This window comes from Mycobacterium pseudoshottsii JCM 15466, assembly GCF_003584745.1.
Lineage (GTDB): Bacteria > Actinomycetota > Actinomycetes > Mycobacteriales > Mycobacteriaceae > Mycobacterium > Mycobacterium marinum.
This window is the reverse complement of record NZ_AP018410.1, coordinates 642,401-667,639: the sequence shown is the minus strand read 5'-3', so window position 1 is coordinate 667,639 and position 25,239 is coordinate 642,401. Positions and strand designations below refer to the sequence as shown.

The following is a 25,239-nucleotide window of genomic DNA, read 5'->3' as shown; positions in this document are numbered from 1 at the left end:
TATGGTCACCGCCCGAATCTAGCCCGCGGCGAAGTTCGAGCCGATCTCCCGATCCGACGGCGCGCCCTTGAGGCCGCGCCAGAAGAGATCGATCATCATCTCGGCCGCCTCGTCGACATCGGTGTCACCAGCGCTGAGCCGGTTGGCCACGGCCTCGCCCGCGCCCACCAGGGCGGCCGCCATCATGTCGATTTCGGCGTCGGAGCGCGGGCTCCGGGTGCCGGCGCGCAGCATCCCGGCCACCAGTTCGACGATCTGGTCGCGCCCCTCCCGCACCGTCTGAGCGAAGGCCTGTGAGCTGACCGCCTGGGTGTACATCACGATCCACGACGCCTGGTTTTGGTCGATATAGCGCAGGAAGGACACGATGGCGTTGCGCAACAGGTCCTTGGGGCTCTGACTCAAGTCGATGTCGGCGCGCACCGCATCGATGAACCGGCTCATCTCACGGTTCAGACAGGCGCCGAACAAATCTTCCTTCGAGCCGTAGTACAGGTAGAGCATCGGCTTGGAGATCTGCGCCGCGGCGGCAATCGTGTCCATCGAGGTCTCGTGGTACCCGTTGGCCGAGAACATCTGCACGGCCGCATCAAGCATCTGCTGCTCACGGATGGCGCGCGGTAGCCGCTTGGTGCCACCTGCCATTGCTATCCCCTTTTTGGCCCTTTCTTGGCCTCACTAGCCGGTCTATCTGACCCTAGAGTAGGCAATACCGCCTCGCCGCACACCCGCTAGTGCCCACAGCTGCCGCTGACGTTCTTCATCCGCGCCACCCGGACCAATGATGCGTCGACCGCCGACATCTGCAGCTCACCGGCGGCCAGCGCCTGTTCCAACCGATCCAGCACGGCGGGCACCTCTTCAGTACTTACCCACAATGCGATGTCGGTACCGGCCTGCAAGCTGCGCAGCACCGCCTCGGTCACGCCGTAGCGGTCGGAGATCGCGGCCATGCTGGATAGGTCGTCACTGAAGATCGGGCCATCGAACGGCGGTCCGCCATAACCGGTGCCGTTACGCAGCAGCTCCACCGCGTTCTTGCTGAGGCTGGCCGGCTCGTCGCCGGTCAGACCCGGGACCTGGAGGTGGCCGAGCATCACCGCCACCGGGGTTTGGGTCACCAGCGTCCGATAGGGCACCAGATCGCTGTCCTGCAAGTCACTCAGCGGCGGCGTAACGACCCCGCCGGTGTGCGAATCACCCGAGGCACGCCCGTGCCCGGGGAAGTGTTTGAGCACCGGCAACAGCCCGGCGTCGCGCAAGCCGCGCGCGTAGGCACCGGCATATTCGGTGACCGTCTCCGGGTTAGAACCAAACGACCGGTCCCCGATCACGGTGTCGTCCGGGGCATCGGTGACATCAACCACCGGCGCCAGGTCAACGGTGATGCCCAGCTCCTTCATCTTGCGGCCCCGCTGCAGCGCCACGTCGTAGACCTGGTCGACGGTGTCGGTGCGGGCCAGCTCCCGCGCCGAGGGCCCCCGGCCTCCGAGCAATGACTTCAGCCGGGACACCCGGCCGCCTTCTTCGTCGACGCTCACCGCCACCGGCAGCGGGCCGGAGCCGGCAACGATGTCCTTCAGCACACCGTTGGTCAAGATCGACAAATCGGTGTCGCTACCGATGAGGATCCCGCCCACGCGGTAGTTGGTGACCACGGCCCTGGCGTCATCGCCATCGCGGACGCCGACCATGAGCAACTGGGCCAGTTTGTCTCGAACGTTGGGCATCGCCGCCGGCACGGCCGCGGGGTCAGCACAAATCCGGGGGGCCGCAGCGGCCATCGGGGTCGAGCTGGTGGCTGACGGGCTAGCGCCCGCCGAGGTCGTGGTCGAGGAGGATCCGGTGCGTGTTCCGCCGTGGCTGCAGGCCGCCACCAGCGCTGACGCGGCGGCAAGTACCGCCAGTGTGCGCGGAAAAGCCATCCGGACATGCTGTCACGCTGTGTTTCATCGCGGGCCCGGGGGGCAACCCCTGTTACGTTGTCGACCGACCCCGTACCGAAGTGGGGCTAGAGGGACGAGCTGTATGCCCGGGTTCACCCTGGCCGCGGCGGCCAGCATCGCGGCCGGCCTGTCGATCGGTGCGGCGGCCACCGTTGGCCTAACCCTCGTGGTGCACAGCGGCAGCACGGTCTCCACCGATGTGCCGTCGGATCCCGCAGCGCCCACCATCGTGGAGTACGGGGACCGTTGCCTGCATGACTACTGCCCACACCCATGCGGTGAGACGACGTGTTTGAACAGTCAACAACGCCCGGCCGATCGCTCCCGGCAGCCATGAGCGCTTGTTCTGCTAGGTTGACGGCTAGGTTTTTCTAGCCACGACCCCACGCCTCAAGGAGCCATTCGATGAACCGGATCGTCGCGCCTGCCGCCGCGAGCGTGGTGGTTGGTCTGTTGCTGGGCGCGGCCGCAATCTTCGGGATCACCGTGATGGTGCAGCAGGACACGAAACCGCCACTTCCCGGGGGCGATCCGTCGTCGTCAGTGCTCAACCGGGTCGAGTACGGCAACCGTAGCTAGTCCGGCGGCGCAGGCCCCCGAGGCCGGAGCTGCACAAACGGCAGCTCGCCCGCCGGTCACACCGCTTTCGCGCCGATGGCTGCTGCTGGTGGCAGCCGTCTCGTTGGCGCTGACATTCGCCCAATCCCCCGGGCGCGTCTCCCCCGACACCAAGCTCGATCTCACCGCCAATCCGCTGCGGTTCCTGGCCCGCGCAACCAGCCTGTGGAACAGCGAACTCCCGTTCGGCCAATCCCAGAACCAGGCCTACGGCTACATGTTTCCGCACGGCACGTTCTTCCTGGTCGGACACCTGCTGCAGCTACCCGGGTGGATTACCCAACGGCTGTGGTGGGCGCTGCTGCTGACAATCGGTTTCTGGGGGTTGCTGCGGGTTGCCGAGGCGCTGGGCATCGGTAGCCCGACCTCGCGCATCATCGCGGCCGCGGCATTCGCGCTGTCGCCCCGGGTGCTGACCACCCTGGGCTCGATCTCGTCGGAAACCCTGCCGATGATGCTGGCGCCTTGGGTGCTGCTGCCCACGATCTTGGCCCTGCGGGCGACATCGGAGCGACCACTACGAACGCTGGCCGCCCAGGCCGGGTTGGCGGTCGCGTTGATGGGCGCGGTGAATGCCATCGCGACGTTGGCGGGTTGTCTACCCGCGATGATCTGGCTGGCCTGCCATCGGCCCAATCGGCGGTGGTGGCGCTACACCGCATGGTTCATGTTGGCGCTGCTCCTGGCGACGCTGTGGTGGCTGGTCGCATTGACCCAACTGCGTGGTGTCAGCCCGCCGTTCTTGGACTTCATCGAATCCTCCGGTGTGACGACCCAGTGGTCTTCGCTGGTCGAGATGCTGCGCGGCACCGACAGCTGGACTCCGTTCGTGGCGCCCAACGCCACCGCCGGCGCACCGCTGGTGACCGGGTCCGTCGCGATACTGGGGACCTGCCTGGTGGCGGCCGCGGGACTGGCCGGTCTGGCGAGCCGGGAGATGCCGGCCCGGGGCCGGCTGGTGACGATGCTGCCGGTGGGGGTGGTCCTGCTGGCCGTCGGTTATAGCGGTGGCCTGGGTTCGCCACTCGCCCATCAAGTCCAGGCGTTTCTCGACGCCGAGGGCACACCGCTGCGCAACGTGCACAAGTTGGGGCCGGTGATTCGGCTGCCACTGGTGCTGGGCCTCGCGGAGCTGCTGGGGCGCATTCCGCTGCCCGGCAGCGCACCGAAGCCGGTGTGGCTGGGCGCATTCGCCCACCCCGAACGGGACAAACGGGTCGCGGCGGGAATCGTCGCGCTGACGGCGCTGCTGGTCAGCACCTCGCTGGCATGGACGGGCCGGCTCACCCCGCCCGGCACGTTCACCGCGATACCTGCGTACTGGCACCAGGCCGTCGACTGGCTCAGCGAGCACAACACCGGCGCTCCGGCGCCGGGGCGGGTGCTGGTGGTCCCGGGCGCGCCGTTCGCCACCCAGGTCTGGGGCACCAGCCATGACGAAGTGCTGCAGGTTTTGGGCGCGAGTCCATGGGGTGTGCGCGACTCCATTCCGCTGACCCCGCCGCAAACCATCCGCGCCCTGGATTCGGTGCAGCGCCTGATCGCGTCCGGACGCCCCTCGGTGGGGCTGGCCGATAGCCTTGCCCGCCAGGGAATCTCATATCTGGTGCTACGCAACGACTTGGATCCCGAATCATCCCGGTCGGCCCGTCCGATCCTGGCGCATCGCGCCATCACGGGATCACCGCGACTGCAGAAGGTGGCCGAGTTCGGGGAACCGGTGGGGCCGGGTTCGCTGGCGGGTTTCGTCAACGACAGCGGACTGCGGCCCCGGTATTCCGCCATCGAGATATTCCGGGTGATCGACCAGGTGGGTGGCGCCGGCAATCCGGGCGCACCGTATTTCGCCGACACCGCGTCGCTGCCGCGCGTTGATGGCGGCCCCGAGGTGCTGCTGCGCCTCGACGAACGCCGACGGCTCTTGGGGCAGACGGCGCTGGGCCCGGTGCTGCTGACCCAGGATGCTCGGGCCGCGCAGCTGCCGGTCCCCGTCGTCACGGTCACCGACACTCCGGTCGCACGGGAAACCGACTATGGCCGGGTCGATCAGCACTCCTCGGCGGTCCGGGCCCCGGGCGACGCCCGGCATACCTACAACCGGGTACCCGACTATCCGGTACCCGGCGCCGAGGTGGTTTACGGGGGGTGGACCGGCGGCCGCATCACCGTTTCGAGTTCGTCGTCGGACTCCACCGCCATGCCCGACGTCGCCCCGGGGGCCTCGGTGGCGGCCGCGGTCGACGGCGACCCGGCGACCGCGTGGGTGTCCAACGCGCTTCAAGCCGCGGTCGGGCAGTGGCTGCAGGTGGACTTCGACCATCCGGTGACCAACGCCGTCATCACATTGACGCCCAGCCCGACCGCCGTCGGCGCCCAGGTGCGCCGCATCCTGGTCGAGACCGTCAACGGCAGCACCACCCTGCGGTTCGACGACGCGGGAAAGCCCCTGACCGCGGCGCTGCCCTACGGGGAGACTCCGTGGGTGCGGATCACCGCGGCCGGTACCGATGACGGATCCCCCGGGGTGCAGTTCGGCATCACCGACCTGACGATCACCCAATACGACGCATCCGGATTCGCACACTCGGTCCAGTTGCGCCATACCGTTTTGGTACCGGGGCCCCCACCGGGCGCGGAAATCGCACGCTGGGACCTGGGATCGGAACTGTTGGGCCGGCCGGGTTGCGCCCCGGCACCGGACACGATGCGCTGTGCGGCGTCGATGGCTCTGGCGCCGGAAGAGCCGGTCAATCTGAGCCGCACGCTGACGGTGCCGCACCCGATGACGGTGACCCCGACGGTCTGGGTGCGACCACGTCAGGGCCCAAAGCTGGCCGATCTGATCGCCCAACCGGACACCACCCGCGCCCGCGGCGATTCCGACGGTCTGGAAGTCCTCGGCTCGGCGTATGCGGCCACCGATGGCGATCGGGCAACCTCGTGGACGGCGCCGCAGCGGGTGGTACAGCGCAAAACGCCGCCGACGCTGACGCTCACCCTGCCGCGGCCCACCGAGGTGACCGGGCTGCGGGTGGCTCCCAGCCGGTCGGCACTGCCCGCCCATCCGACGATGGTGGCCATCAACTTGGGCGACGGTCCGCAGATCCGGAGCCTGAGCCCCGACGGCGGGCCGCAGACCGTCTCGTTGCATCCGCGCGTCACCGGCACCGTCACCGTCAGCCTGCTCGACTGGGAAGACGTCATCGACCGCAACGCTCTGGGCTTCGACCAGCTCAAGCCCCCCGGGCTGGCCGAGCTGGTAGTGCTGGGTGCGGGCGGTCGCCCAATCGCGCCTGCCGATGCCGCACACAACCGCGCGCGCGAGGTCAGGATCGGCTGTGACCATGGCCCGGTCATCGCGGTGGCCGGCCGTTTCGTGCACATGTCGGTGCGAACCACGGTCGGCGCACTGTTGGACGACGAACCGATTCAGGCGCAGCCATGCGAGCCCGAGCCGATTGCGCTGCCGCCCGGCCAGCAAGAGCTGTTGATCAGCCCCGGCACCCAGTTCGTCGTCGACGGCGCCCAGCTGACGCCGCCGGCGGCTGGCGAATTACCCGGCGCCGCGGCGGTACCCGCGGAGACCGGCGCCTGGAGTGCGACTCGTCGCGAGGTGCGGGCCCCCGCATCACAAACCCCCCGGGTGCTGGTCATCCCGGAAAGCATCAATCCGGGCTGGGTGGCCCGCACCGGCGCCGGAGCCCAGCTGACACCCGTCGCGGTCAACGGATGGCAGCAGGGTTGGGTGGTACCCGCCGGAGACCCGGGCGCCATCACACTGAGCTTTGCCGCCAACTCGCTGTACCGCGCCGGCCTGGCGATCGGGTTGTCCTTGCTGCCCGTATTGGTTCTGCTCGTCCTGTGGCGGGCGCGCCGACGCGGTCCGGACGACCCACCGGCGCGGCCATGGACAACCGGGTGGGCGGCCGCGGTCGCGGCCCTGGCGGCCGGTGCGCTGATTGCCGGGCCCCTCGGAGCGGTGCTGGTGGGAGCCGCCCTCGGTGTCTGTTACGCCTTGCGCCGACGGGAGCGCCTGCGTGACCGACTCACCATCGCAACCAGTGCGGGTGGGCTGATCTTGGCCGGCGCGGCGCTATCCCGTCACCCCTGGCGCTCGGTGGACGGCTATGCCGGCCATTCCGCGATCGTGCAACTGCTGGCACTAATTTCGATCGCCGCGTTGGTGGCGGCCACGGTGGCGCCAGGCCTTACGCGTGGGGAAAAGTGAGCGCTACGGGCCGATCTTCTGGACCGTGCCATCAAGTGCCATCAACCAGGTCTCCACATCGATACCCGGATGGCGCCTGAGCGCTTCCTGCCGAAAAGTGCCGAGGATTCGTTCGTGGGTGGCGGTCTCGATTTCCGGCGTGGAGATCGAATCCTCGCCGTAAGCGATCTGCACGGCGCCGCAATCGCGGTGATTGACCGCAATCACTCCGTCAATCGAGTGCAGCTCGATCGAGGCCGCGAGGTTATCCCAGAAGGTGTTGTGCCACGACTCCCAGTGTTGGGAAACGGCTCCGGCGGCGGCCCCGGCCAACGCAAACTGGCTGTACCGGTTGAGCAGACCGCGCTGCACCATGTACTCGTTGGTGGGGTGCACGAAGCGGGGGTCGATACACATCAGCAGCAACGCTTCGTAGCCCTCCGGCGGCGGGTCGGTTGTCGCGTTGCCCGGCGCGTTGGAAGCCAGCGCACCCAGCCCGAGAGTCCCGGCGCCAAGCTCTAGTAATCGCCGGCGCCCCAATTTCAAGCCAATGTGTTCAGCGCTGTTCACGTTCCCCTCCATCAACGATCAAACGACGCGGATGATGAAACCTAGCAAAGGGGTCGCACCCCACATGCGCTGGCCCCGAGATGAGTCTGGCAACACCGCGGCCGCCGATCATGCCGTTGGCTGCCGCCGCCGCATGGGAGATACTTAGCCGATGGGCGGAGATGCTCACCCGCAGGAGGTGGAATTCCTTCGCGATGCGCGGCGGATTGCCATGGCGCACCGAGGATTCACCTCGTTCAGGTTTCCCATGAACAGCATGGGAGCGTTCCACGAGGCGGCCAAGATCGGGTTCCGGTACATCGAGACAGATGTTCGGGCCACCCGCGACGGCGTCGCAGTGATCCAGCATGACCGCAAGCTGGCACCCGAATCGGGAGTGGCCGGCGCGGTCGACCAGTTGACCTGGCCGGAGGTCAGCACCGCGGACCTAGGGGGCGGAGAACCGATCCCGACCCTCGAGGAGCTGCTCGTGGCGCTGCCGCAGATGCGGTTCAATATCGACATCAAAGCCGATTCGGCGGTCGAGCCGACGGTCGAGGTCATCGAGCGGTTGCAGGCACATCGCCGAGTGCTGATCGCGTCGTTCTCCGAACGCCGTCGCCAACGCGCGCTGCGTCTGATGTCCCAGCGGGTCGCCAGCGCGGCCGGCATGGGGGCATTCCTGGGGTTCATGGCCGCGCGAACGGCCGGTCGACGGGCATCGGCGATGCGGATGCTGCGCGACAGTGACTGCCTACAGCTGCCCGCGCGATTCGGCGGCCTGCCCGTCATCACCCCGGCACTGGTGCGGTCGGTTCACGCATCGCGGCGGCAGGTTCATGCCTGGACCATCGATGACCCGGCCATGATGCACGCGCTGTTCGACATCGGCGTGGACGGAATCATCACCGATCGCGCGGATGTGCTGTGTGATGTGCTCGGCGCGCGGGGAGAGTGGTAGCGCGAAACCGCCTGGAGCAACAGACATGATTGATCTGTTGGACCGACGTGCCGGGGGCACTCGGGCAAGCACGCTTTGACTTGTTATGGGCTTCTAGGGCTGTCACCGGCTGAGGAGTACTGCCATGGAATGGTTTTCGGCATCCGAATACTGGCTGGGCCGCCTCGTGCTCGAACGTGGCGTTGCGGCCGTCTATCTCACCGCGTTTGTCGCCTCGGCACTGCAGTTCCGGGCCCTCATCGGCGAGCACGGCATGCTGCCGGTGCCGAGGTATCTGGCCCACCGGTCCTTTTGGAGGACGCCGAGCGTATTTCACTTCCGCTATTCTGACCGGCTTTGCGCCGGAGTCTGTTGGTTGGGCGCAGCACTGTCGGCGGCGGTGGTCGGCGGGACCGCCGACCTGGTGCCGCTGTGGGGCGCAATGCTGATGTGGCTGACGCTGTGGGTGCTGTATTTGTCGATCGTCAATGTGGGTCAGGTCTGGTACGGGTTCGGCTGGGAATCATTGCTGTTGGAAACCGGCTTCCTGGTGGTCTTCCTCGGCAATGACCGGGTTGCCCCACCGCTGGTGATGCTGTGGCTGGTGCGCTGGCTGCTGTTTCGGGTCGAATTCGGCGCCGGACTGATCAAAATGCGCGGTGACGCATGCTGGCGCAACCTGACCTGCCTGTACTACCACCACGAGACACAGCCGATGCCGGGACCGCTGAGCTGGTTCTTTCATCGCATGCCCCGACCACTGCACCGTATCGAGGTGGCGGGCAACCACTTTGCTCAACTCGTGGTGCCGTTTGGACTGTTCGCTCCGCAACCGATCGCCAGCATCGCGGCCGTGATCATCATCGTCACCCAACTGTGGTTGGTGATGTCGGGCAATTTCTCCTGGCTCAATTGGCTGACGATCTTGCTGGCGTGCAGCGCGATCGAGCAGTCAGCCGCGCGCAAGGTGCTACCCATACCCGTGCGGGCCGCACTGCCGCCGCCGCCAACGTGGTTTGCCGCACTCGTGCTGATCTTCGCGGCAACAGTGTTGGTCCTCAGCTACTGGCCGGCACGCAACATGCTCTCCCCCCGGCAGCGAATGAACATGTCGTTCAACCCCGTGCACCTGGTCAACACCTACGGCGCGTTCGGCCGTTTTGACCCGGTGTGCCGCCAACCTGGCCGCCGCTTCCGCCGTTGACGCCGTTGCCGCCGTTGCCGCCGTTGCCGTACGGCGACGCTTCGTAAGTACCGTTGATGACCAACCCGGCGTTGCCGCCGTCACCGCCGTCGGCGGCCGCGACGCCGGCACCGGCATCGCCGCCATTGCCGCCCGCGCCGATGAGCCCGAGCCCGCCAGCACCGGCGCCGCCGCTGCCGCCGTTACCGGTGGGCGCCGCACCACCGTGCCCGCCGGCACCGCCGATGCCAACCCCCAATCCACTGGCGGCCCCGCCCGCAACGCCGTTGCCGCCCGCCCCACCCGTCCCGGTGGCGGCTCCACCGTCTCCGCCGGCACCGCCGCTGTAGGCGCCGAAGAGCGGCGTCGTCCCCGAGCCACCGTTGCCGCCGGCCCCGGCCGATTCCACCGGCACCGGAGGCCGCACCACCGGAGCCGCCGTCGCCGCCATGGGCCACACCGAACCCAAAGAAGTCGAAATTCTCGACGAAGCCACCATTTCCGCCGCTCCCAGCGGTCCCGGTGGTCGCCGTGCCGCCGTCGCCGCCCGCACCGCCCAGGTTCACGTCGATGGCAAAGATGCCCTCGGAAATGCTGACGCCGCCCGCGCCGCCGTCGGCGCCACTAGTACCCGAACCGCCGTGCCCGCCGGCACCACCGATACCGATGTCGATCCCGATGGGGCTGTGGGCGACGGCCACTCCGCCGTTGCCGCCGAGTCCACCGCCGCCGGTGGAAGCGTCGCCGCCGGCGCCGCCGGCCCCACCGATGCTGAAAAACAGGCTCTCCGCACTGCCACCGGATCCACCGAACCCGCCGAAACCACTGGTACCGGCCTGACCCTGACCTCCGGATCCGGCAATGGCGGCCAGCACTGCGTGGGCGCCACCGCCCCCACCACCGTCACCGCCGTTGCTGCCGACACCGGTGCCGGCGCCGCCACCGTCGCCGCCCGCCGCGATCAACCCGAAGCCCGTCCCGCCGAGACCGCCAGCGCCGCCGGCCGCGGCGGTCGCGCCGGCACCGGTGGCCGCCCCACCAACCCCGCCGACTCCGCCCACGCCCGAGCCCACGATCGCCACCGCCGAGGCCACCACTGCCGGCGGCCCCACCGGTGCCGCCAGCACCGCCATGGGCCGCGGCAAAGCCGACGAAATCGAATGCGACGCAGCTGCCGCCGCTACCGCCCGCCCCGGCCATCCCCGTGCTCGCCGCACCGCCGATGCCTCCAGCGCCGCCTTGGCCGAAGGCGATTCCGACATAGCCCGAATAAGCGGAACCACCGCCACCTCCGGCACCGCCCGTAGCGCCGGCGCCCCCGTGCCCGCCAGCACCGCCGACGTTGAAATTGATCCCCGCGGGGATACGAGCGGTGGCCATGCCTCCGGCGCCGCCGGCACCGCCGATTCCCGTGGTGGCATCGCCGCCGTGTCCGCCGGCTCCGCCGAGGCTGACGATCAGGCCGTCCGCGTTGCCTCCGGCGCCGCCGACTCCGCCGGTTCCGCTGCTAGCGGCGCCGCCATCGCCACCGACTCCGCCGATCGCGATGAATGCCCCTCCCGCGCCTCCGGCACCACCAGCCCCGCCGTTGCCGATCAGCCCGGCCGACCCGCCGGCGCCCCCGGCCATCCCCGCCGAACCCGATCCGCCGTTGCCGCCGTTGCCGAACAACAGCCCGCCGGGTCCGCCGGCGTCCCCGCTTCCCGGGGCACCGTTGGTGCCGTTGCCGATCAGGGGGCGCCCCAACACGGCGGCGGCGGGCGCGTTGACCATCCCCAGCAGGTCTTGCCCGAGGGTCTGCAACGACGCCGTATTAGCGGTCTCGGCGGCCGCATACATCTGAACGCCACCGGTCAGCGCCTGGACGAACCGGCCGTGGAACGCCACCGCCTCAGCGCTCACGGCCTGGTACTGCAGGGCATGGTCGGAGAACAACGCCGCGATGGCGGCCGACACCTCATCACCGGCAGCGGCCATCAGCCGGGTGGTCGAAACCGCGGCTGCCGCATTGGCCGCATTGATAGCCGCACCGAGACCGGCCACATCCGTGGCGGCCGCCGTCAAGGTGTCCAGGGCCGCGATCACACCAGACATGAGCTCCCCTTACCCCGGCCAGCCGTCGATCCAGATTCAAGCACAACTCCGGTGCCCCATCCGGGGATTGCGCTGACAGGTACTCCGGCCGACGCAGCCGCGGCTTCGCGGCACCGGCCAGCACCGCCCCCGGCACGGGCCCTGGATTGAAACTCCTTGCAGGACTGGATGGTTTGATGCTGACCGCGCTTACGCCAGTGCTACCCAACTGGCCGGCAGCATCGGCACCCGCGCGCCGGCGCACGGGTCGGCGCCGCCGACGGTGACCAACCCACCGGCCGGCAGGGTTGTCGGGTTGGGCATGGTTGCGGCGAATCCGACCAGGCCAACGCCTTGACCGGGCGCCGCGGCGGCTGCGGCGGTCACCGCTGCCGCGCTCGTCAGCACCCCCAGTGAACCCACCGCGGCATCCGCGACCGGCGCAGCCGCAACGGCCGGCAGCGCCAACCCCGCGGCAAGATTGGCACCCAACGCCCCAACCGAGCCCAAAGCCGCACCGCCACCGAGAATCCATTCGATCACCGCGGCGACGACCAACAACGGATCGAACACGATCTGCAGCGCCGGCAGCACGACAAAGCCAAACCAGAGCATCGCGTAATTCCATAGCAGGGAAAGCGCAACGGAAAACTGGCCGGTCAAGAAATCCAATAGCGCCAGCAGCGGGAGTTTCAGTCCGTACGTCGACAGCACAACGATGCCGACAATCAATTCAAATACATTGATGAATTCGGCTCCGACCAGCGTCGCCAACTCGAGCAATAACCGCTGGATCGGCGTTTCAGCGACAGCCTGGACGACGGCGCTGGCGAATTGCGCTGCGGCATCGGCCCCGGACTTGATGATGACCGGCGCCGGGGGCGTGCGCGGTACGGCGAGTAGCGCATCAGCCGCAACCGCCTGGTAGACGCTCATGGTGGTGGCGGCTTGGATCCACATCCGCACGTAGTCGACCTCGTTGAGCGCAATGGGGATGGTGTTGAGGCCGAAGAAGTTGGTGGCCACCAACACCGCGTGGGTGGCATGGTTAGCCGCCAACTCGCCCAGCGTCGGCATCGCGGCCAGGGCGCCGGTGTAGGCCGTCGCGGCGGCCTGATGGGCCGCTGCTGTTGCCGCACTGTCGGCGCTGGCCTGCATCAACCAGGACAGGTACGGGAGATAAGCCGCGATGCAACACTGCGCGCTGGGGCCGTCCCAGGCGCCGGCTTGGACACCGGTCAATATCGCGGTCAGTTCTTCGGCCACCGCCAGGTATTCGGCGCTGAGCTCCGTCCAGGTTTGCGCCGCCGCCAGCAGTGAACCTGGTCCCGGCCCCGCGCTCAGCAGCGCCGAATGCGCCTCCGGCGCAGAAGCCATCCACAGCGGCGCTGTAGTGTCGAGTCCGCCGGGCCCGCGCTTCGCCCCTCACCGCGGCCCCCGAACGCCGTTGCCGCCCGCAACGGCGGCCGCGTCGCCGAACCGACAGTCAGCGACCCACCGGGACAGGGCTCCGGCGTTGTTGATTAGCGGGCTTGTGAGCTGGGGGATTGTGGATTGAGGAGGTCTAGGCGGCGGTTGGCGGTCAAAGCGGTGATCCGGCAGGCTTCGGCGATGTTGTCGGCGCCGTTGAGGCGGTGCAGATTGATCGCGGTGTTGCGTAGCGTTGCTAGGACCTGTGCGCCGTTTCCGGTATGTGCCCTTTGACGGTCTTCGTCGAAGGTGACGTCGCGTATCCAGTGCAGGCTGTTCTCGATTCCCCAGTGTTGACGCATCCAGGTCATGATCGCGGTAGGGCGGGCGTGCTCGAACGGCAGGCTGCAGATGGCATAGACCACCTCCACGCTGCGCTGGTCGGTGGCGGTGATCAAGCGTTCACGAGTGATCCGGATGATTTGTTTTGCGTAGGGGAAGCCGATTCCTCGTGCAGCGGTGATGATTTGCGGGGTGCGGGTCTCGACACGGCCGTGGCCGCGGGAGTCGTCGGTAGCGGCTGTGGGCACCTCGGCCCAGGGCAGCGCGGTGATACGCGCAAGTATTTTGGCTTGGTTGGACTTGACGATCATCAGGTAGTGCGACTTCAAGGTGGCGCAGATCAACTTCGCGGTGACGACCTGGGTATGCATCGCATCCACGGTGACCAGCCACCGCAAGCTACCCGGCAGCAGCGTGAGCAGGGCACGTACGCAGGGAATTTCATTGCTTTTCTCGGCGACAGCGAGTTGACCGAGCACCAATCGGGCACGGTGGGCGAACACCGACACGAGATGCGTGGCTGTCGCTTTGGCGCGTAAAGCACCACGCAGCATCTTGCCGTCCAACGCGATCGGCACCAATCCACTGGGGTCGCTGCTGGCCACGTGTGCAGTGAAGTAACTGCCCATCCTGGCGTTGAGGTCGGCGGGGTCTAGCCGAGACAAAACAGCGCGGAAGGTCTTCTCACTGGGCCGCCGGAACCGGACCCCTAATTGGGCCAACACATCATCGGGAGCGGTGGCCGCCCATGTGGCAAAACCAGCATAGCCGCGCATCCCCGCGGCAGTGGCCAGAACCGCGATCGCCAACAAAGCCATCAGCGAATACCTCCGACCGCGTGGGTCCCTCGGGTCTGGCACCGAGGCCAACACATCGAGAAACTCCGATCCGATGAGCTCGCTGCGCTCACCAGGACTCCAGCGGTCGAACACCTCTGGAACCGACGACACAGGCAATACTGAAACGGTAGGCACGGGCAACTCCAGACCAACGACGAACAGTAACCAACTCGATCGTTCTCCAGATAGCCTGTGCCTACACTCCGGCCCCAATAGCGCGGCACCAAAGATCATCAACCCAGCTCACAAGCCTGCTAATCAACAACGCCGGAGCCCTGGCGCCGTAGTGGCAGGCTGGATACTGGCCCGATTCATGTAATCAACCCAGCGATAAGGAAGTCAGCGTGCCAATCGCCACGACCAACCCGGCGACCGGGGAGACAGTCAAGACTTTCACTGCAGCATCCAACGATGAGGTCGACGCCGCGATAGCGCGCGCCTACGCGCGGTTCCAGGACTACCGCCGCAACACCACGTTCGCCCAGCGCGCCGAGTGGGCTCACGCCACGGCCGATCTGATAGAGGCCGAGGCTGACCAGACTGCCGCCCTGATGACGCTTGAAATGGGCAAGACGATCGCATCGGCCAAGGCCGAAGTCCTCAAGTCCGCCAAGGGTTTTCGCTACTACGCCGACAACGCTGCGGCGCTGCTCGCCGACGAGCCCGCGGACGCCGGCAAGGTGGGCGCCTCTCAGGCCTACACCCACTACCAGCCGCTGGGTGTGGTGCTGGCCGTGATGCCGTGGAACTTTCCGTTGTGGCAAGCCGTCCGGTTCGCCGCGCCCGCTCTGATGGCCGGCAACGTCGGGCTGCTCAAGCACGCCTCGAACGTGCCGCAGTCCGCACTCTACCTCGCCGACGTCATTGCCCGCGGCGGCTTCCCGGACGGCTGCTTCCAGACGTTGCTGGTCTCCGCCAGCGCGGTGGAAGGCATCCTGCGTGACCCCCGCGTGGCCGCGGCCACGCTCACCGGTAGCGAGCCCGCGGGTCAATCGGTCGGCGCCATCGCCGGCGACGAGATCAAGCCCACCGTGCTCGAGCTCGGCGGCAGCGACCCGTTCATCGTGATGCCGTCGGCAGACCTGGACAAGGCGGTCAGCACGGCGGTGACCGGACGGGTGCAGAACAACGGCCAATCCTGCATCGCCGCCAAGCGATTCATCGCCCACGCCGACATCTATGACGCGTTCGTCGACAAGTTCGTCGAGCAGATGTCGGCGCTGACAGTGGGTGACCCGACCGATCCGCAAACCCAGGTCGGTCCGCTGGCCACCGAACAAAGCCGCGACGAAATCGCCCAGCAGGTCGATGACGCCGCCGCGGCCGGGGCCGTGATCCGCTGCGGCGGCAAGCCCCTGGCCGGCCCCGGCTGGTACTACCCGCCGACGGTGATCACCGACATCACCAAGGACATGAACCTCTACACCGAAGAGGTCTTCGGCCCCGTCGCCTCGGTGTACCGGGCCGCCGACATCGATGAAGCGATCGAGATCGCCAACGCCACCACCTTTGGGCTGGGATCCAATGCCTGGACCCAGGACGAGGCGGAGCAGCGCCGTTTCATCAACGACATCGAAGCCGGTCAGGTCTTCATCAACGGCATGACGGTCTCCTACCCCGAACTCCCATTCGGCGGCATCAAGCGGTCCGGCTACGGCCGCGAGCTCGCCGGGCACGGGATCCGCGAGTTGTGCAACATCAAGACCGTCTGGGTCGGCTAGACGCGCGCCGGCTTCGGCTCGAGGTCGACGTTTTGCAGGAAGGTTCGAGCAACGTCCTGCGAAACGTCGCCCTGGCCGCGACGGCCTCACTCCGCCAGCGGCGCGCGCGCCCACACGCGCGTCAGGTGACCTTTCGAACCTCGACGGTCAGGCTCGGGGAGTAGGCCGCCGCCAGCACCGCCACCAGCCGGCGCACGGCCAGCGCAGGCTGCTCCGGGGTGGGCTCATCGAGCCCGAGGATGGGGTCCAGACCACGCATGTAGGGCGCCAGCGCCAGGTGCGGAAAAATCATCAGCAGCAGCGACAACAACGCATCTGTATCCGAATCCGCACGCAGATCCCCGCGGGCCAGCGCATCTCGCACCAGCGGCCGCAGCACCTCCAGGTAATGGCGATGTATGACGCTGCGCACGCTGATGCGGGCATCGGTGTCGACCTCTAGGGTCGCGGCGGCATGCAGCGCGCGTTCGCGCGGGTGCTCGGCGAAGTAGGCCACCCAGCCGTCGAGTAGGTCGGTGAGGAATTCGAAGAATGGCCGGCTGGAGTCGAGTTCCCGGATCAGACCTTCGATGTGGGTGCGCACCCGCTGACTGGCGGTGTCGGCGATGTACGCATACAGGTCGCGCTTGTCCGCGAAGTACTGGAACAGGCTGCCCTTGGCGACCCGAGCACGGCGGGCAATGACGTTCAGGCTGCCCTGGGAGAAGCCGTGTGCCCCGAATTCGGCCTCTGCGGCTTCCACGATGACCGCCCGACGAGCCGGATCCACCCGCGCCCAAGTCACCGTCGGCATCAAGCCTCCTCGCGCCAATGACCGTTGGTCATTTCACTGTGCGGGGCTCACGGTTAACGATTACCGCCCCGCACCGAGGTTGCCACGGTTTTACCGAATCAGGGGCGCATTTCGTAGGCGCCGTTGAGCGGCAGGACGTGTTCCTTCCAGACCTGGTCGTAACGCGCCGCGTCATGCGCCGGGCGGCGGATCATCCGCATCGCGAACTGGGCCTGTTGGTCGGTCGTGGCCGCCTTGTCATTCAGTTCGACGGCGTAGCTGTTGAAGTCCCGCACCAGCAGGCCGAAGATCTCGTCGAGCAGCGCGTCGTCCACGCCCGACAGCGGCGCCTCCTCCAAGATCAGCTGCGCATAGGGCACCAGCGCGAAGATCTGGCCGACACCGAACGCGAAGTCGATGTCCTTCTGCTGGGACGCATCCGGGGTGGCGCCGGCCAGCATCTCGGTCAGCACGTCGATCTGCTCCCGCAGCAGCGCGACATTGGGCAGGTGACCGTAGCTGTCGAACGGGGCGCGCCAGTCGTGGAAGCGCACCTTGCCCAGCCCGCCGGTGGGGCCCTGGTTGAACAGGAAGGTGTCGTCGGCCGCGTCGTCGCGACGGGGAATCAGCGGCAGCGCGGCGTCGGGGGCGAACAGGAAGTTGGGCATGAACTTGGCCAACAACCCGATATTGATGTGGACGGTTCCCTCCAGCCTGGGCAGCAGGCCGATCTCGCGGGCCACGGTCTCGAAGAAGGTGTCCTTCTCCACTCCCTTGGCGGCGATGACGTCCCACAACGCGGCAATCACGCGCTCGCCCTCGCTGGTGACCTTGGCCTTGGTCAGCGGGCTGTAGAGCAGGTAGCGACGATCCTCGGCCGAGGCGCTGCGCATGTAGTCGCTGGCCCGGCTGGCCACCAGCCGCATGGCGACCAGGCGCGCATAGGCGTCGGTCAACAACCGACGCACGTGGCTGAAGTCGGTGACGACGGTGCCGTACAGGTGGCGGTTGGCCGCGTGCGTGATGGCTTCGTAGAAGGCGTGGGTGCACATGCCGACCGCGCCCCAGCCCAGGTTGTACTTGCAGACGTTGACCGTGTTAAGCGCGGCATGGAAGGCCCCCATCCCGCGGTGCAGCAGGTCGGCCTCGGTGACCGGGTAGTCGTGCAGCGCGTAATTCGCCACGTAGTTCTGCGAATTCACCACGTTCTTCTTCAGCTCATACCGATCGTGCTGCGAGTCGGCGGCGAAGAAGACGTACTCCGGTTCCTTTGACGAGTCCTCGATCTTGCCGAAGGTCGAGACCATCCGCGCAACGTTGGCGTTGCCGATGTAGTACTTCTCGCCGCTGGCGGTCCAGCCGTGCTCGGACGGCGTCAGGATCATGTCGGTCTGGTAGACGTCGGCGCCGTGGGCCTGCTCGGACAGTCCGAAGGCGAAGACCTCGCCCTGCTCCAACTGCGCGGCCGCCTTGCGCTTGGCGTCCTCGTTGTCACTCATCCAAATCGGGCCCAGGCCCAACGCCGTCACCTGGAACGGGTACCAGTAGCTCAGCCCGTAGAAACCGATAATCTCGGCGAACTCACTGATGCGGTAGGTGTCCCAGCGGCAATCGTCAGCGCCATATTCGGACGGCGTCAACAACGAGGCGAAGATGCGGTGCTCGGCGATGTGGTTGAGAAAGTCCGAGTACCAGGCCCGGTCGTGGTCGTCGCGCTTGAGGCGCGCCTTTCCGCGGGACTCGAAAAAGTCCACTGTCGCGGCCATGATCTCCGCCGAGCGCGCGTCCGGGTATTTGCGTTGCAGGCGGTTGGGGTTGAGCAGCATGAGGGGAGCTCCCATGACTTGACTTCGAAAAGGACGAGCTTAGACGGTACGCCACGCGCCTCACCGCGACCGCGCCGGTAGGCACAAACCGTCGATAACGCCAGGTCGAACGGCTAAAGCCAATCAGCAATTCGGCTGAAATTCGCTGCGTTCTTTCCGTTTCCGGCCGCCACGAATGTGTATTCCGGCGGCCGCCACATCCGCTACACCGTAATAGCGGTGAGCCATTCCCGGCCCCTGGTGCGGCCGCGCGGCGCGAAGGATTTGGCCGGTTCGAGCACGGAAATGAGCCGGGCAAACACCCCTGTTGGCCAGGCCATTATCGACCTAGCATCGCTGATGTGTCAGCGCTAAATACCGCTCGCGGACCCATCGATACCGCTGATCTAGGCGTCACGCTCATGCACGAGCACGTGTTCATCATGACCACCGAAGTCGCCCAGAACTACCCCGAGGCTTGGGGTGACGAAGAGAAGCGGGTGGCTGATGCGATCACCCGGCTCAACGAATTGAAGTCGCGCGGTGTGGACACCATCGTCGACCTGACCGTGATCGGCCTGGGCCGCTATATCCCGCGCATCGCCCGGATCGCCGCCGCCACCGACCTCAACATCGTCGTGGCGACGGGCCTCTACACCTACAACGACGTCCCGTATCGTTTCCACTATCAAGGCCCCGGTGGGATGCTCGACGGCCCGGAGATCATGACCGACATGTTCGTCCGGGACATCGAACAGGGCATCGCCGACACCGGCGTCAAGGCGGGCATCCTCAAGTGCGCCACCGACGAGCCCGGCATCACCCCCGGTGTCGAGCGGGTATTACGTGCGGTGGCCCAGACGCACAAGCGCACCGGGGTGCCGATCTCCACCCACACCCACGCCGGGCTGCGACGCGGACTCGAGCAACAGCGCATCTTCGAAGAAGAAGGTGTCGACCTGAGCCGGGTGATCATCGGGCACTCCGGTGACAGCACCGACGTCGGCTACCTCGAGGAGCTCATCGCCGCTGGCTCCTACCTGGGGATGGACCGCTTCGGCATCGACCTGATCCTGCCGTTCGAGGACCGAGTCAACATCGTGGCGACGATGTGCGAGCGTGGCCACGCCGACAAGATGGTGCTCTCCCACGACGCCAACTGCTATTTCGACGCGCTGCCCGAGGAGCTGACAGCGGTGGCCACGCCGAACTGGCACTACCTACATATCCACAACGACGTGATCCCGGCGCTCAAAGAACGAGGGGTGACCCACGAACAGGTGCACACCATGCTGGTGGACAATCCGCGCCGGATCTTTGAACGACAGGGCGGCTACCAGTAGCGACGCGTCCCCGCCGCAGGCGCGTTCGCGGATAGGCCAGCAAATTCACCGAAGTCCGGCGAAGCGCCGGATCGGCAAGCCGGAATGCGATATGCTCGCCGCGCGGCCGAATACTCAATCCAGCTGACCAGGCACGATGGTCGGTAAGCGGGAGAAGAGAGGGGTAGCAGCGTGCCCTTTGTGGTCACGATTCCCGAGCAACTATCAATAGCAGCAACAAGTCTGGCGAACATCGGTTCGACCATCAGCACGGCCAATACGGCCGCGGCCGCCCCCACCACCACGCTGCTAGCCGCCGGGGCTGACGAAGTATCGACGGCCATCGCCGCACTGTTCGGCTCACACGGCCAGGCATTTCAGGCACTGAGCGCCCAGGCCGAAAACCTGCACGGACAATTCGTCACGACCCTCAACTCCAGCGCGTTCTCGTATGCGAGTGCCGAGGCCGCCAACGCGAGCCAGAACCTGGTCAACGCGCTCAACATGCCCGCCGAGGGGCTGCTGGGCCGGCCCCTGATCGGCGATGGCACCGACGGCGCGCCCGGGACCGGACAAGACGGTGGCGACGGCGGCATCCTGTGGGGCAACGGCGGCAACGGCGGCTCCGGCGCGCCCGGCCAGCGCGGCGGCGACGGCGGGGATGCCGGGCTGTTGGGCAAGGGCGGTTACGGCGGCAACGGAGGAGCCGGCCAAACCGGCGGAACCGGCGGGTCCGTTGGGCTATTCGGCAACGGCGGAGGCGGTGGCGGCGGCGGAGGTACCGGCGGGGCGGGAGGAGCCGGCGGCACCTTCTGGGGCCCGGGCGGCGCCGGCGGCAGCGGCGGCCACGGCGGAGCAGGTATCGCCGGCAACGGCGGGGCAGGTGGGCCGGGCGGCGCGGTGTTCGGTACGGGCGGCGACGGCGGGCAAGGGGGCCTTGGCGGCTCTGGCGGCAACGGCGGAGCAGGCGGCGACGGCGGCTTGCTGTTCGGCACGGGCGGGCAGGGCGGCGAAGGCGCATCCAACAACAACACGGGGGGCGCGGGTGGAGCGGGCGGCAATGGCGGCCTGCTGTTGGGTGACGGCGGGCAAGGCGGGGCGGGCGGAAAGGCGAGCGTCGGCGGCGGCGGGGCCGGCGGCGCCGGCGGCAGCGCCGGCCTGCTGATCGGAAACGGCGGAGCCGGCGGCGACGGCGGGATAGGAACCACCGGCGGCGGGCACGCCGGAGCCGGTGGCGGCGCGGCCCTGCTCATCGGCAACGGCGGCGATGGCGGACAGGGCGGCAACGGTATCAATGGCACCGGCGCGAACGGCGGGGCCGGCGGCGATGCTGGCCTGCTGCTAGGCACCGGTGGCAACGGCGGGGGCGGCGGGACCGGCACGGGTGCTGTGGGTGGAAACGGCGCGGCTGGAGGCAAAGCCGGGCTGATCGGCGGCGGCGGAAGCGGCGGGGCCGGCCGGAACGGCAGCAACGGCGGTAACGGCGGCAACGCCCAGCTGATCGGCAACGGCGGCCACGGCGGACATGCGGGAATCGGGGCAATTCGGGGCACCGCTGGTACCGGCGGCTACGGCGGGCTGCTGCTTGGCCAGAACGGGTCGAACGGGTCCGCTTAGCAGGGTGGGCTGCGTGTGCTGCTGAAGCCGCGGGGTAGGACTTCATTCGCCAGAGGTTCGAGCTCCTAGCAGACGACTGAGCGCATCCTCGTTAATGATGGGGATGCCGTACTTGCGCGCCTTCCTTGCCTTTCCAGTGGCCGAGTCGGGATCGGCAGCGACCAACAGGCGCGTCCTGCGGGTAAGCGACCCGACCTCGATGCCGCGCTGAGCTAGTTCTGCCTCCCACTCAGACCGGCGGCGCCGCATCGACCCCGTGAGGCATAGAACGTCGCCCGCCGCCAACGCGAACTCGGCGCAGGCCGAACGTGCAGAAGCCATTGCCAGAGCGGCATCCACGCGGTCGGCGGACAGCCCGAGGAGTTCAGCGACCTGAAGCAGGTCAGCGCGCTCGTCGTCGGTGACAACCCCATCGGCAACCGCAACCCTCGCCATCGACCGCAGGTAGTCGTGGTGGATCTCGTCGAGCAGCCGACGCGAGAGGCCCAAGCTGTCGGCCATCTCAACCAGCGCATCCTCCTCGTGGCAGGACAGGTAACAGTCGAGGAGGGCGGATTCGAGGATTTCGAGGTAGGACTCGACGCGAGGGTCGTCCTCGTGGGGCATGCGCGCGACGATGCGATCAAGCCACCCTGCCGGGGGACGTGGAGGCGCTGCCCCCCACGCCGCGCGCGTCACCAACCGCACTTCCGGGCCGGCCACCTGCGGCCACTCAAAGTCCTCGGCGCCGTCTATCTCCTTAGCCCACGGCGGCGGGCTCCCGCAATGGTCGATGAGGTACTTCAGCAGACTCGCCGTAGCCCGGGCATCTGCGAGCGCGCGATGGGCGTCAGTGAGGACGACGCCAGCGGCATCGCAACAATCCGGCAGCTTCCGCGACGCAGCCGGAAGCAGGCGACCGGCCCACCTCATCGTGCACAATCCGGTCAGCCACGGGTTATCCAACGGCACTCCGGCCCGACGCAACTCTGCCAGCAAAAATCGCTGATCAAAGTTGACGTTGTGGGCCACGAAAACCCGCCCACGGAGGTCCCGTAACAACCTCGGGATGATCGCCTCGAAGGCGGGCGCGCCGAGTACGTCACGCGCCCGGATTCCATGCCTCTCGGTAGCACCAACATCGCGATGAGGATTGATCAGAGTTGACCACTCGTCCTCGATGTCCCCCTCCGCCGACAGCAGCACGAGGCCAACCTCGACCACACGGTCGTACTCGGCGGCGAATCCGGTGGTCTCGAAGTCCAGGACGGCAAAACCGGCCACGTCTACTACTCCTCGATTCGGCGGCTCCCATCCTGCCGAAGAGTAAACGGACCCCCAACAGGAAGCCTGGCGTTCAATCAAATTAGAACGCGCGACGGGAACTACTTTGAAGTCATGGAGTTCACCACGAGACGGCTGTGGGGCCAATGTTTGACCCGTTCTGTAGAGAATTACCCACCAAGGAGCGGCCCGCTCCCCCAGGGCTCCGAGCAGCAACGGCGACTGCGCAAAGAGGGGCTGTTGCCCGAACTCGTCCCAAAGGGGCATTTGTTCGGGCGATCGTGGAATCACGAGGACTCAAAGATGACAAATAGGGATCACCGCGTCAGCGGGGCGCGCGGGATCATGTATGCACTCCAAATGCCCCCGTATGGACCGGGCGCTTTTGGGAAACAATTTGGGGACCACAAGATTCGATTCTCACTCAGGTCGGTGATCGTTCGGGCCACGTCGGTCACGAAGCAGCCAAGCCGGTCGATGGCAGCAACGACCACGGTGTCTCCAAGGCGCGAATAGTCGGGCATCGCCGACAACCCGGTCGGGCCCCCTTGGCCGATCCCAACAGTTTGTCGGCAATGACGCGTTCCAAGGCATGCCTGGTCGCAGCAAGCGCCACGAGCAGGGCGTCGAGGTCCTGACCGGCGGTGCTGACGCAGGCGTAGCCCACGGTATGGCGCCAACGAAGAGACCGCAGCGGCCGAGATGGCCGCCGTGCGACCCAGGTTGGTCTAGATGGTGCTGACCCTTTCCCAAGTCCAGGCATGGAGCACCGAGCACCTGATCGAGGCGGCCACCTACTGGAGCAAGACCGCCGATCAGTGGGAAGACGTGTTTCTCCAAATGCGCAACCAATCCCACACCCTCGTGTGGGAAGGCGCTGGCGGTGATGCGCTACGGCAGCGAACCGGTGCTGACCTGGCGATCGTGAGCACCAAGGCCGACGAACTACGCCAAGCCAGCAAAATCGCCCGCGATGGCGCCGGAACCATCGGCATTGCCCAACGCAGGGTGCTCCATGCCGTTGAAGACGCCCACAACGCCGGTTTCACTGTCGGAGAAGACTTCTCAGTCACCGATATCCGAACCAGCCGCAGCTCCGCCGAGCAAGCAGCCCGCCAAGCACAAGCACAAGCACAAGCACTCGCTACCGACATCCGCCAACGCGCAGTCGAGCCGCTGCCGCCTCCTGCCCCGGGACGGCTGCCGCCCCTGACCCCAGGCGAAATGGCGACCCCCAGACTGCCAGCACCCCCACCGCAGCCTCCGATACGGGGCGGCGCCGATCTCGCGCCGGCCGAACCCCCACCTGTTGTGCGCACACCTATGGGGCCACCAGCCCGTCTAGGCGGCCCCATTGCGGGCGGCCCGGTACCGCCAGAATCCATCCCACACCCCGTTCAACCGCCGCACAGCCACCACGGGCCACCTGTGCTGGGCAAAGACGAGCTACCGGACTTAGGTGAATTCAACCCAGGATGACAAGAGGAACTTAATTACTTTCTAAGACAACGGATTAGAGCGTCTCAAAGTGCTGCGTGACCAGACGATTACACCCCAGGAGGGGACTGTCGCCTCCGCTGCTCGCGACGTATTCCTTCCCCCCACCGTTCGATATTCTCAATTTCCTCGGCCGTGCGGATGCGGCCGCCGTTCGGAAACAATAATTTGGCGCGCTCGTAGCCGCCGATTTTGCGTTGCAGGCCACGCAGCAAGCCCATTGGCTCGGCGTCAGAGAACCTTGTACCGATCTCGAAATCCAGACCCGCACCGATCAAGCTGCTGGCGAACGTGACTTCAGACAATAACAGCACCCGCGCTCAATCCAGATCTGTCAAGGGCTCACGATCGGTGACAGCACGCTCAAGACGCACGATGAGTTCGCCGAACTGCTCCCAGGTTGATAACCCCAGCACCTGGAACGGAAACGGCTTCCCGGCCGCCGACCTCCGCCACTCGTCCAATGTCTGCCGAATGAAATCGCGCTCATCCCCGGTCAGCTCGACCGCCACCAACTCAGAGGAATTTGTCATTGAGTCGATCGTACGGCCAGCACCTGACGTACGAGGGTGTCGACTGCCACGATGATGGGGCTACCTTGACCAGGTTTTAGCCAGTCCAGCAATCTTGCGACTCCCGACGACGACACGCCCGTAGTCCCTGACCCGTGTCTCGCGCCAACTCGACGCCCGTGAAGCCCTCCGGGTCCGGGCACCCTCTGAGACAAGATGTGAGGCGTCTCGGTTCTCTAGAAGTGAGACACGTCGGGCGTTCGCCCAAGCCCCTGGGATGGTAGCTGGCCGCCGTTGTTGTGTTTGCCTACACTTCGGTTCGTGGGGTATTCGTTGCGTGTGGATACCGCGGGCGTGCAGGCGATGGCCTGGCGGTGGGGTATCGCAGCTGGGGAGCTGACCAGCATGGATGCGCCGGCGGGGCTGGGGTTGTACTGCCAGCTCAGCGCGGCCGCAGTCGATGCCGCCCATGGTGAGGTGGCGGCGTTTACTACCGGGCTAGCCATTCAGGTGAACGCACGCACCGCGGGCGTGACTCAAGCCGATAGTGGCTATCTGGCCAATGAAGCTGCCTCGGCCGATGTGCTGGCAGCGGTGGCTCCATCGGTGACCCGCGTGTAGTA

General features: G+C 67.0%; 20 protein-coding genes and 3 pseudogenes. 10 read left to right on the top strand and 13 right to left on the bottom strand.

The genetic code is table 11. The features are described 5' to 3' along the window. Positions 1-18: 18 nt before the first annotated feature. Complete coding sequence (locus MPSD_RS03090) at positions 19-645, bottom strand: TetR/AcrR family transcriptional regulator (protein WP_020785016.1); 627 nt, start codon at positions 643-645, stop codon at positions 19-21. 86 nt (positions 646-731) lie between these two features. Beyond that, on the bottom strand, positions 732-1,925 hold the full coding sequence (locus tag MPSD_RS03085; protein ID WP_086084858.1) for a glycoside hydrolase family 3 N-terminal domain-containing protein: 1,194 nt from the start codon (positions 1,923-1,925) through the stop codon (positions 732-734). Positions 1,926-2,028: 103 nt separating this feature from the next. Here MPSD_RS03085 and MPSD_RS03080 point away from each other — a divergent pair, with 103 nt between their 5' ends. The 3 genes from MPSD_RS03080 (at position 2,029) to MPSD_RS03070 (ending at position 6,792) form a co-directional block, all read left to right on the top strand. Continuing rightward, complete coding sequence (locus tag MPSD_RS03080; RefSeq protein WP_086084857.1) at positions 2,029-2,283, top strand: DUF2613 domain-containing protein; 255 nt, start codon at positions 2,029-2,031, stop codon at positions 2,281-2,283. A 68-nt stretch (positions 2,284-2,351) separates the two neighbouring features. Continuing rightward, the gene (locus MPSD_RS03075; RefSeq protein ID WP_012392467.1) at positions 2,352-2,525 is read left to right on the top strand and encodes a DUF2613 domain-containing protein; all 174 of its coding nucleotides are present in this window, start codon (positions 2,352-2,354) and stop codon (positions 2,523-2,525) included. 79 nt (positions 2,526-2,604) lie between these two features. Then, a complete protein-coding gene (locus MPSD_RS03070) occupies positions 2,605-6,792 on the top strand; it encodes an alpha-(1->3)-arabinofuranosyltransferase (protein ID WP_174714230.1) in 4,188 nt (1,395 codons plus the stop codon). 3 nt (positions 6,793-6,795) lie between these two features. Here the strand turns inward: MPSD_RS03070 and MPSD_RS03065 are convergent, their stop codons facing one another. After that, the gene (locus MPSD_RS03065; protein ID WP_020785020.1) at positions 6,796-7,341 is read right to left on the bottom strand and encodes a carbonic anhydrase; all 546 of its coding nucleotides are present in this window, start codon (positions 7,339-7,341) and stop codon (positions 6,796-6,798) included. Between the two features lie 178 nt (positions 7,342-7,519). Between MPSD_RS03065 and MPSD_RS03060 the strand changes: the two genes are divergently transcribed. Beyond that, positions 7,520-8,281 (top strand): glycerophosphodiester phosphodiesterase family protein, encoded by a 762-nt coding sequence (locus MPSD_RS03060; RefSeq protein ID WP_181005676.1) that lies wholly within the window; start codon positions 7,520-7,522, stop codon positions 8,279-8,281. A 124-nt stretch (positions 8,282-8,405) separates the two neighbouring features. Beyond that, positions 8,406-9,437, top strand: a pseudogene (locus MPSD_RS03055) (lipase maturation factor family protein); the annotation flags it as partial. On the opposite strand, the gene MPSD_RS30990 reads toward MPSD_RS03055, so the two are convergent. The 5 genes and pseudogenes from MPSD_RS30990 to MPSD_RS03035 form a co-directional block, all read right to left on the bottom strand. Beyond that, a complete protein-coding gene (locus MPSD_RS30990) occupies positions 9,394-9,702 on the bottom strand; it encodes a hypothetical protein (RefSeq protein ID WP_476703747.1) in 309 nt (102 codons plus the stop codon). The pseudogene MPSD_RS03055 and the gene MPSD_RS30990 sit on opposite strands and share 44 nt — an antisense overlap. After that, positions 9,647-10,408 (bottom strand): hypothetical protein, encoded by a 762-nt coding sequence (locus MPSD_RS30985; protein WP_476703746.1) that lies wholly within the window; start codon positions 10,406-10,408, stop codon positions 9,647-9,649. Before MPSD_RS30985 ends, MPSD_RS30990 begins: the two co-directional genes overlap by 56 nt. A gap of 412 nt (positions 10,409-10,820) precedes the next feature. After that, positions 10,821-11,537 (bottom strand): annotated as a pseudogene (locus MPSD_RS30980) (PE family protein); the annotation flags it as partial. Between the two features lie 189 nt (positions 11,538-11,726). Further along, complete coding sequence (locus MPSD_RS03040) at positions 11,727-12,893, bottom strand: PPE family protein (RefSeq protein WP_086084856.1); 1,167 nt, start codon at positions 12,891-12,893, stop codon at positions 11,727-11,729. 146 nt (positions 12,894-13,039) lie between these two features. Beyond that, positions 13,040-14,242, bottom strand: coding sequence for an ISAs1-like element IS2404/ISMul1 family transposase (locus MPSD_RS03035; RefSeq protein WP_420811861.1), 1,203 nt, complete (start codon positions 14,240-14,242; stop codon positions 13,040-13,042). 209 nt (positions 14,243-14,451) lie between these two features. Between MPSD_RS03035 and MPSD_RS03025 the strand changes: the two genes are divergently transcribed. Further along, entirely contained in the window at positions 14,452-15,828 is a 1,377-nt protein-coding gene (locus MPSD_RS03025; protein ID WP_020785024.1) for an NADP-dependent succinic semialdehyde dehydrogenase, read from the top strand. A 121-nt stretch (positions 15,829-15,949) separates the two neighbouring features. Here MPSD_RS03025 and MPSD_RS03020 read toward each other — a convergent pair whose 3' ends face one another. Beyond that, positions 15,950-16,621, bottom strand: coding sequence for a TetR/AcrR family transcriptional regulator (locus MPSD_RS03020; RefSeq protein WP_020785025.1), 672 nt, complete (start codon positions 16,619-16,621; stop codon positions 15,950-15,952). A gap of 98 nt (positions 16,622-16,719) precedes the next feature. Continuing rightward, on the bottom strand, positions 16,720-18,426 hold the full coding sequence (locus MPSD_RS03015) for an acyl-CoA dehydrogenase family protein (protein WP_020727873.1): 1,707 nt from the start codon (positions 18,424-18,426) through the stop codon (positions 16,720-16,722). Positions 18,427-18,767: 341 nt separating this feature from the next. Between MPSD_RS03015 and MPSD_RS03010 the strand changes: the two genes are divergently transcribed. Both MPSD_RS03010 and MPSD_RS03005 read left to right on the top strand, forming a co-directional pair. Beyond that, positions 18,768-19,748 carry a phosphotriesterase family protein gene (locus tag MPSD_RS03010; protein ID WP_036425873.1) on the top strand — a complete coding sequence of 327 codons (981 nt, stop codon included), beginning with the start codon at positions 18,768-18,770 and terminating at the stop codon, positions 19,746-19,748. Between the two features lie 171 nt (positions 19,749-19,919). After that, a complete protein-coding gene (locus MPSD_RS03005) occupies positions 19,920-21,344 on the top strand; it encodes a PE family protein (RefSeq protein WP_165601487.1) in 1,425 nt (474 codons plus the stop codon). 42 nt (positions 21,345-21,386) lie between these two features. Here MPSD_RS03005 and MPSD_RS02995 read toward each other — a convergent pair whose 3' ends face one another. Beyond that, positions 21,387-22,607 carry an exonuclease domain-containing protein gene (locus MPSD_RS02995; RefSeq protein ID WP_086085824.1) on the bottom strand — a complete coding sequence of 407 codons (1,221 nt, stop codon included), beginning with the start codon at positions 22,605-22,607 and terminating at the stop codon, positions 21,387-21,389. A 732-nt stretch (positions 22,608-23,339) separates the two neighbouring features. Between MPSD_RS02995 and MPSD_RS28780 the strand changes: the two are divergent. Continuing rightward, positions 23,340-23,771 (top strand): annotated as a pseudogene (locus MPSD_RS28780) (hypothetical protein); the annotation flags it as partial. Between the two features lie 383 nt (positions 23,772-24,154). On the opposite strand, the gene MPSD_RS28775 reads toward MPSD_RS28780, so the two are convergent. Both MPSD_RS28775 and MPSD_RS28770 read right to left on the bottom strand, forming a co-directional pair. Further along, positions 24,155-24,418 (bottom strand): hypothetical protein, encoded by a 264-nt coding sequence (locus tag MPSD_RS28775; protein WP_020785031.1) that lies wholly within the window; start codon positions 24,416-24,418, stop codon positions 24,155-24,157. Between the two features lie 6 nt (positions 24,419-24,424). Further along, positions 24,425-24,616, bottom strand: coding sequence for a hypothetical protein (locus tag MPSD_RS28770; protein WP_223161057.1), 192 nt, complete (start codon positions 24,614-24,616; stop codon positions 24,425-24,427). Positions 24,617-24,937: 321 nt separating this feature from the next. Between MPSD_RS28770 and MPSD_RS02975 the strand changes: the two genes are divergently transcribed. Continuing rightward, positions 24,938-25,237: a hypothetical protein gene (locus MPSD_RS02975; protein WP_232022737.1), complete on the top strand. Its 300-nt coding sequence runs from the start codon at positions 24,938-24,940 to the stop codon at positions 25,235-25,237. The last annotated feature ends 2 nt before the right edge of the window (positions 25,238-25,239 follow it).

Bases quoted from the DNA above. Each gene is read 5' to 3' on its own strand.
- MPSD_RS03020 (WP_020785025.1), bottom strand. From the start codon at position 16,621: ATGCCGACGGTGACTTGGGCGCGGGTGGATCCGGCTCGTCGGGCGGTC.
- MPSD_RS03015 (WP_020727873.1), bottom strand. From the start codon at position 18,426: ATGCTGCTCAACCCCAACCGCCTGCAACGCAAATACCCGGACGCGCGC.
- MPSD_RS03080 (WP_086084857.1), top strand. From the start codon at position 2,029: ATGCCCGGGTTCACCCTGGCCGCGGCGGCCAGCATCGCGGCCGGCCTG.
- MPSD_RS03075 (WP_012392467.1), top strand. From the start codon at position 2,352: ATGAACCGGATCGTCGCGCCTGCCGCCGCGAGCGTGGTGGTTGGTCTG.
- MPSD_RS03085 (WP_086084858.1), bottom strand. From the start codon at position 1,925: ATGGCTTTTCCGCGCACACTGGCGGTACTTGCCGCCGCGTCAGCGCTG.
- MPSD_RS03090 (WP_020785016.1), bottom strand. From the start codon at position 645: ATGGCAGGTGGCACCAAGCGGCTACCGCGCGCCATCCGTGAGCAGCAG.
- MPSD_RS03040 (WP_086084856.1), bottom strand. From the start codon at position 12,893: ATGGCTTCTGCGCCGGAGGCGCATTCGGCGCTGCTGAGCGCGGGGCCG.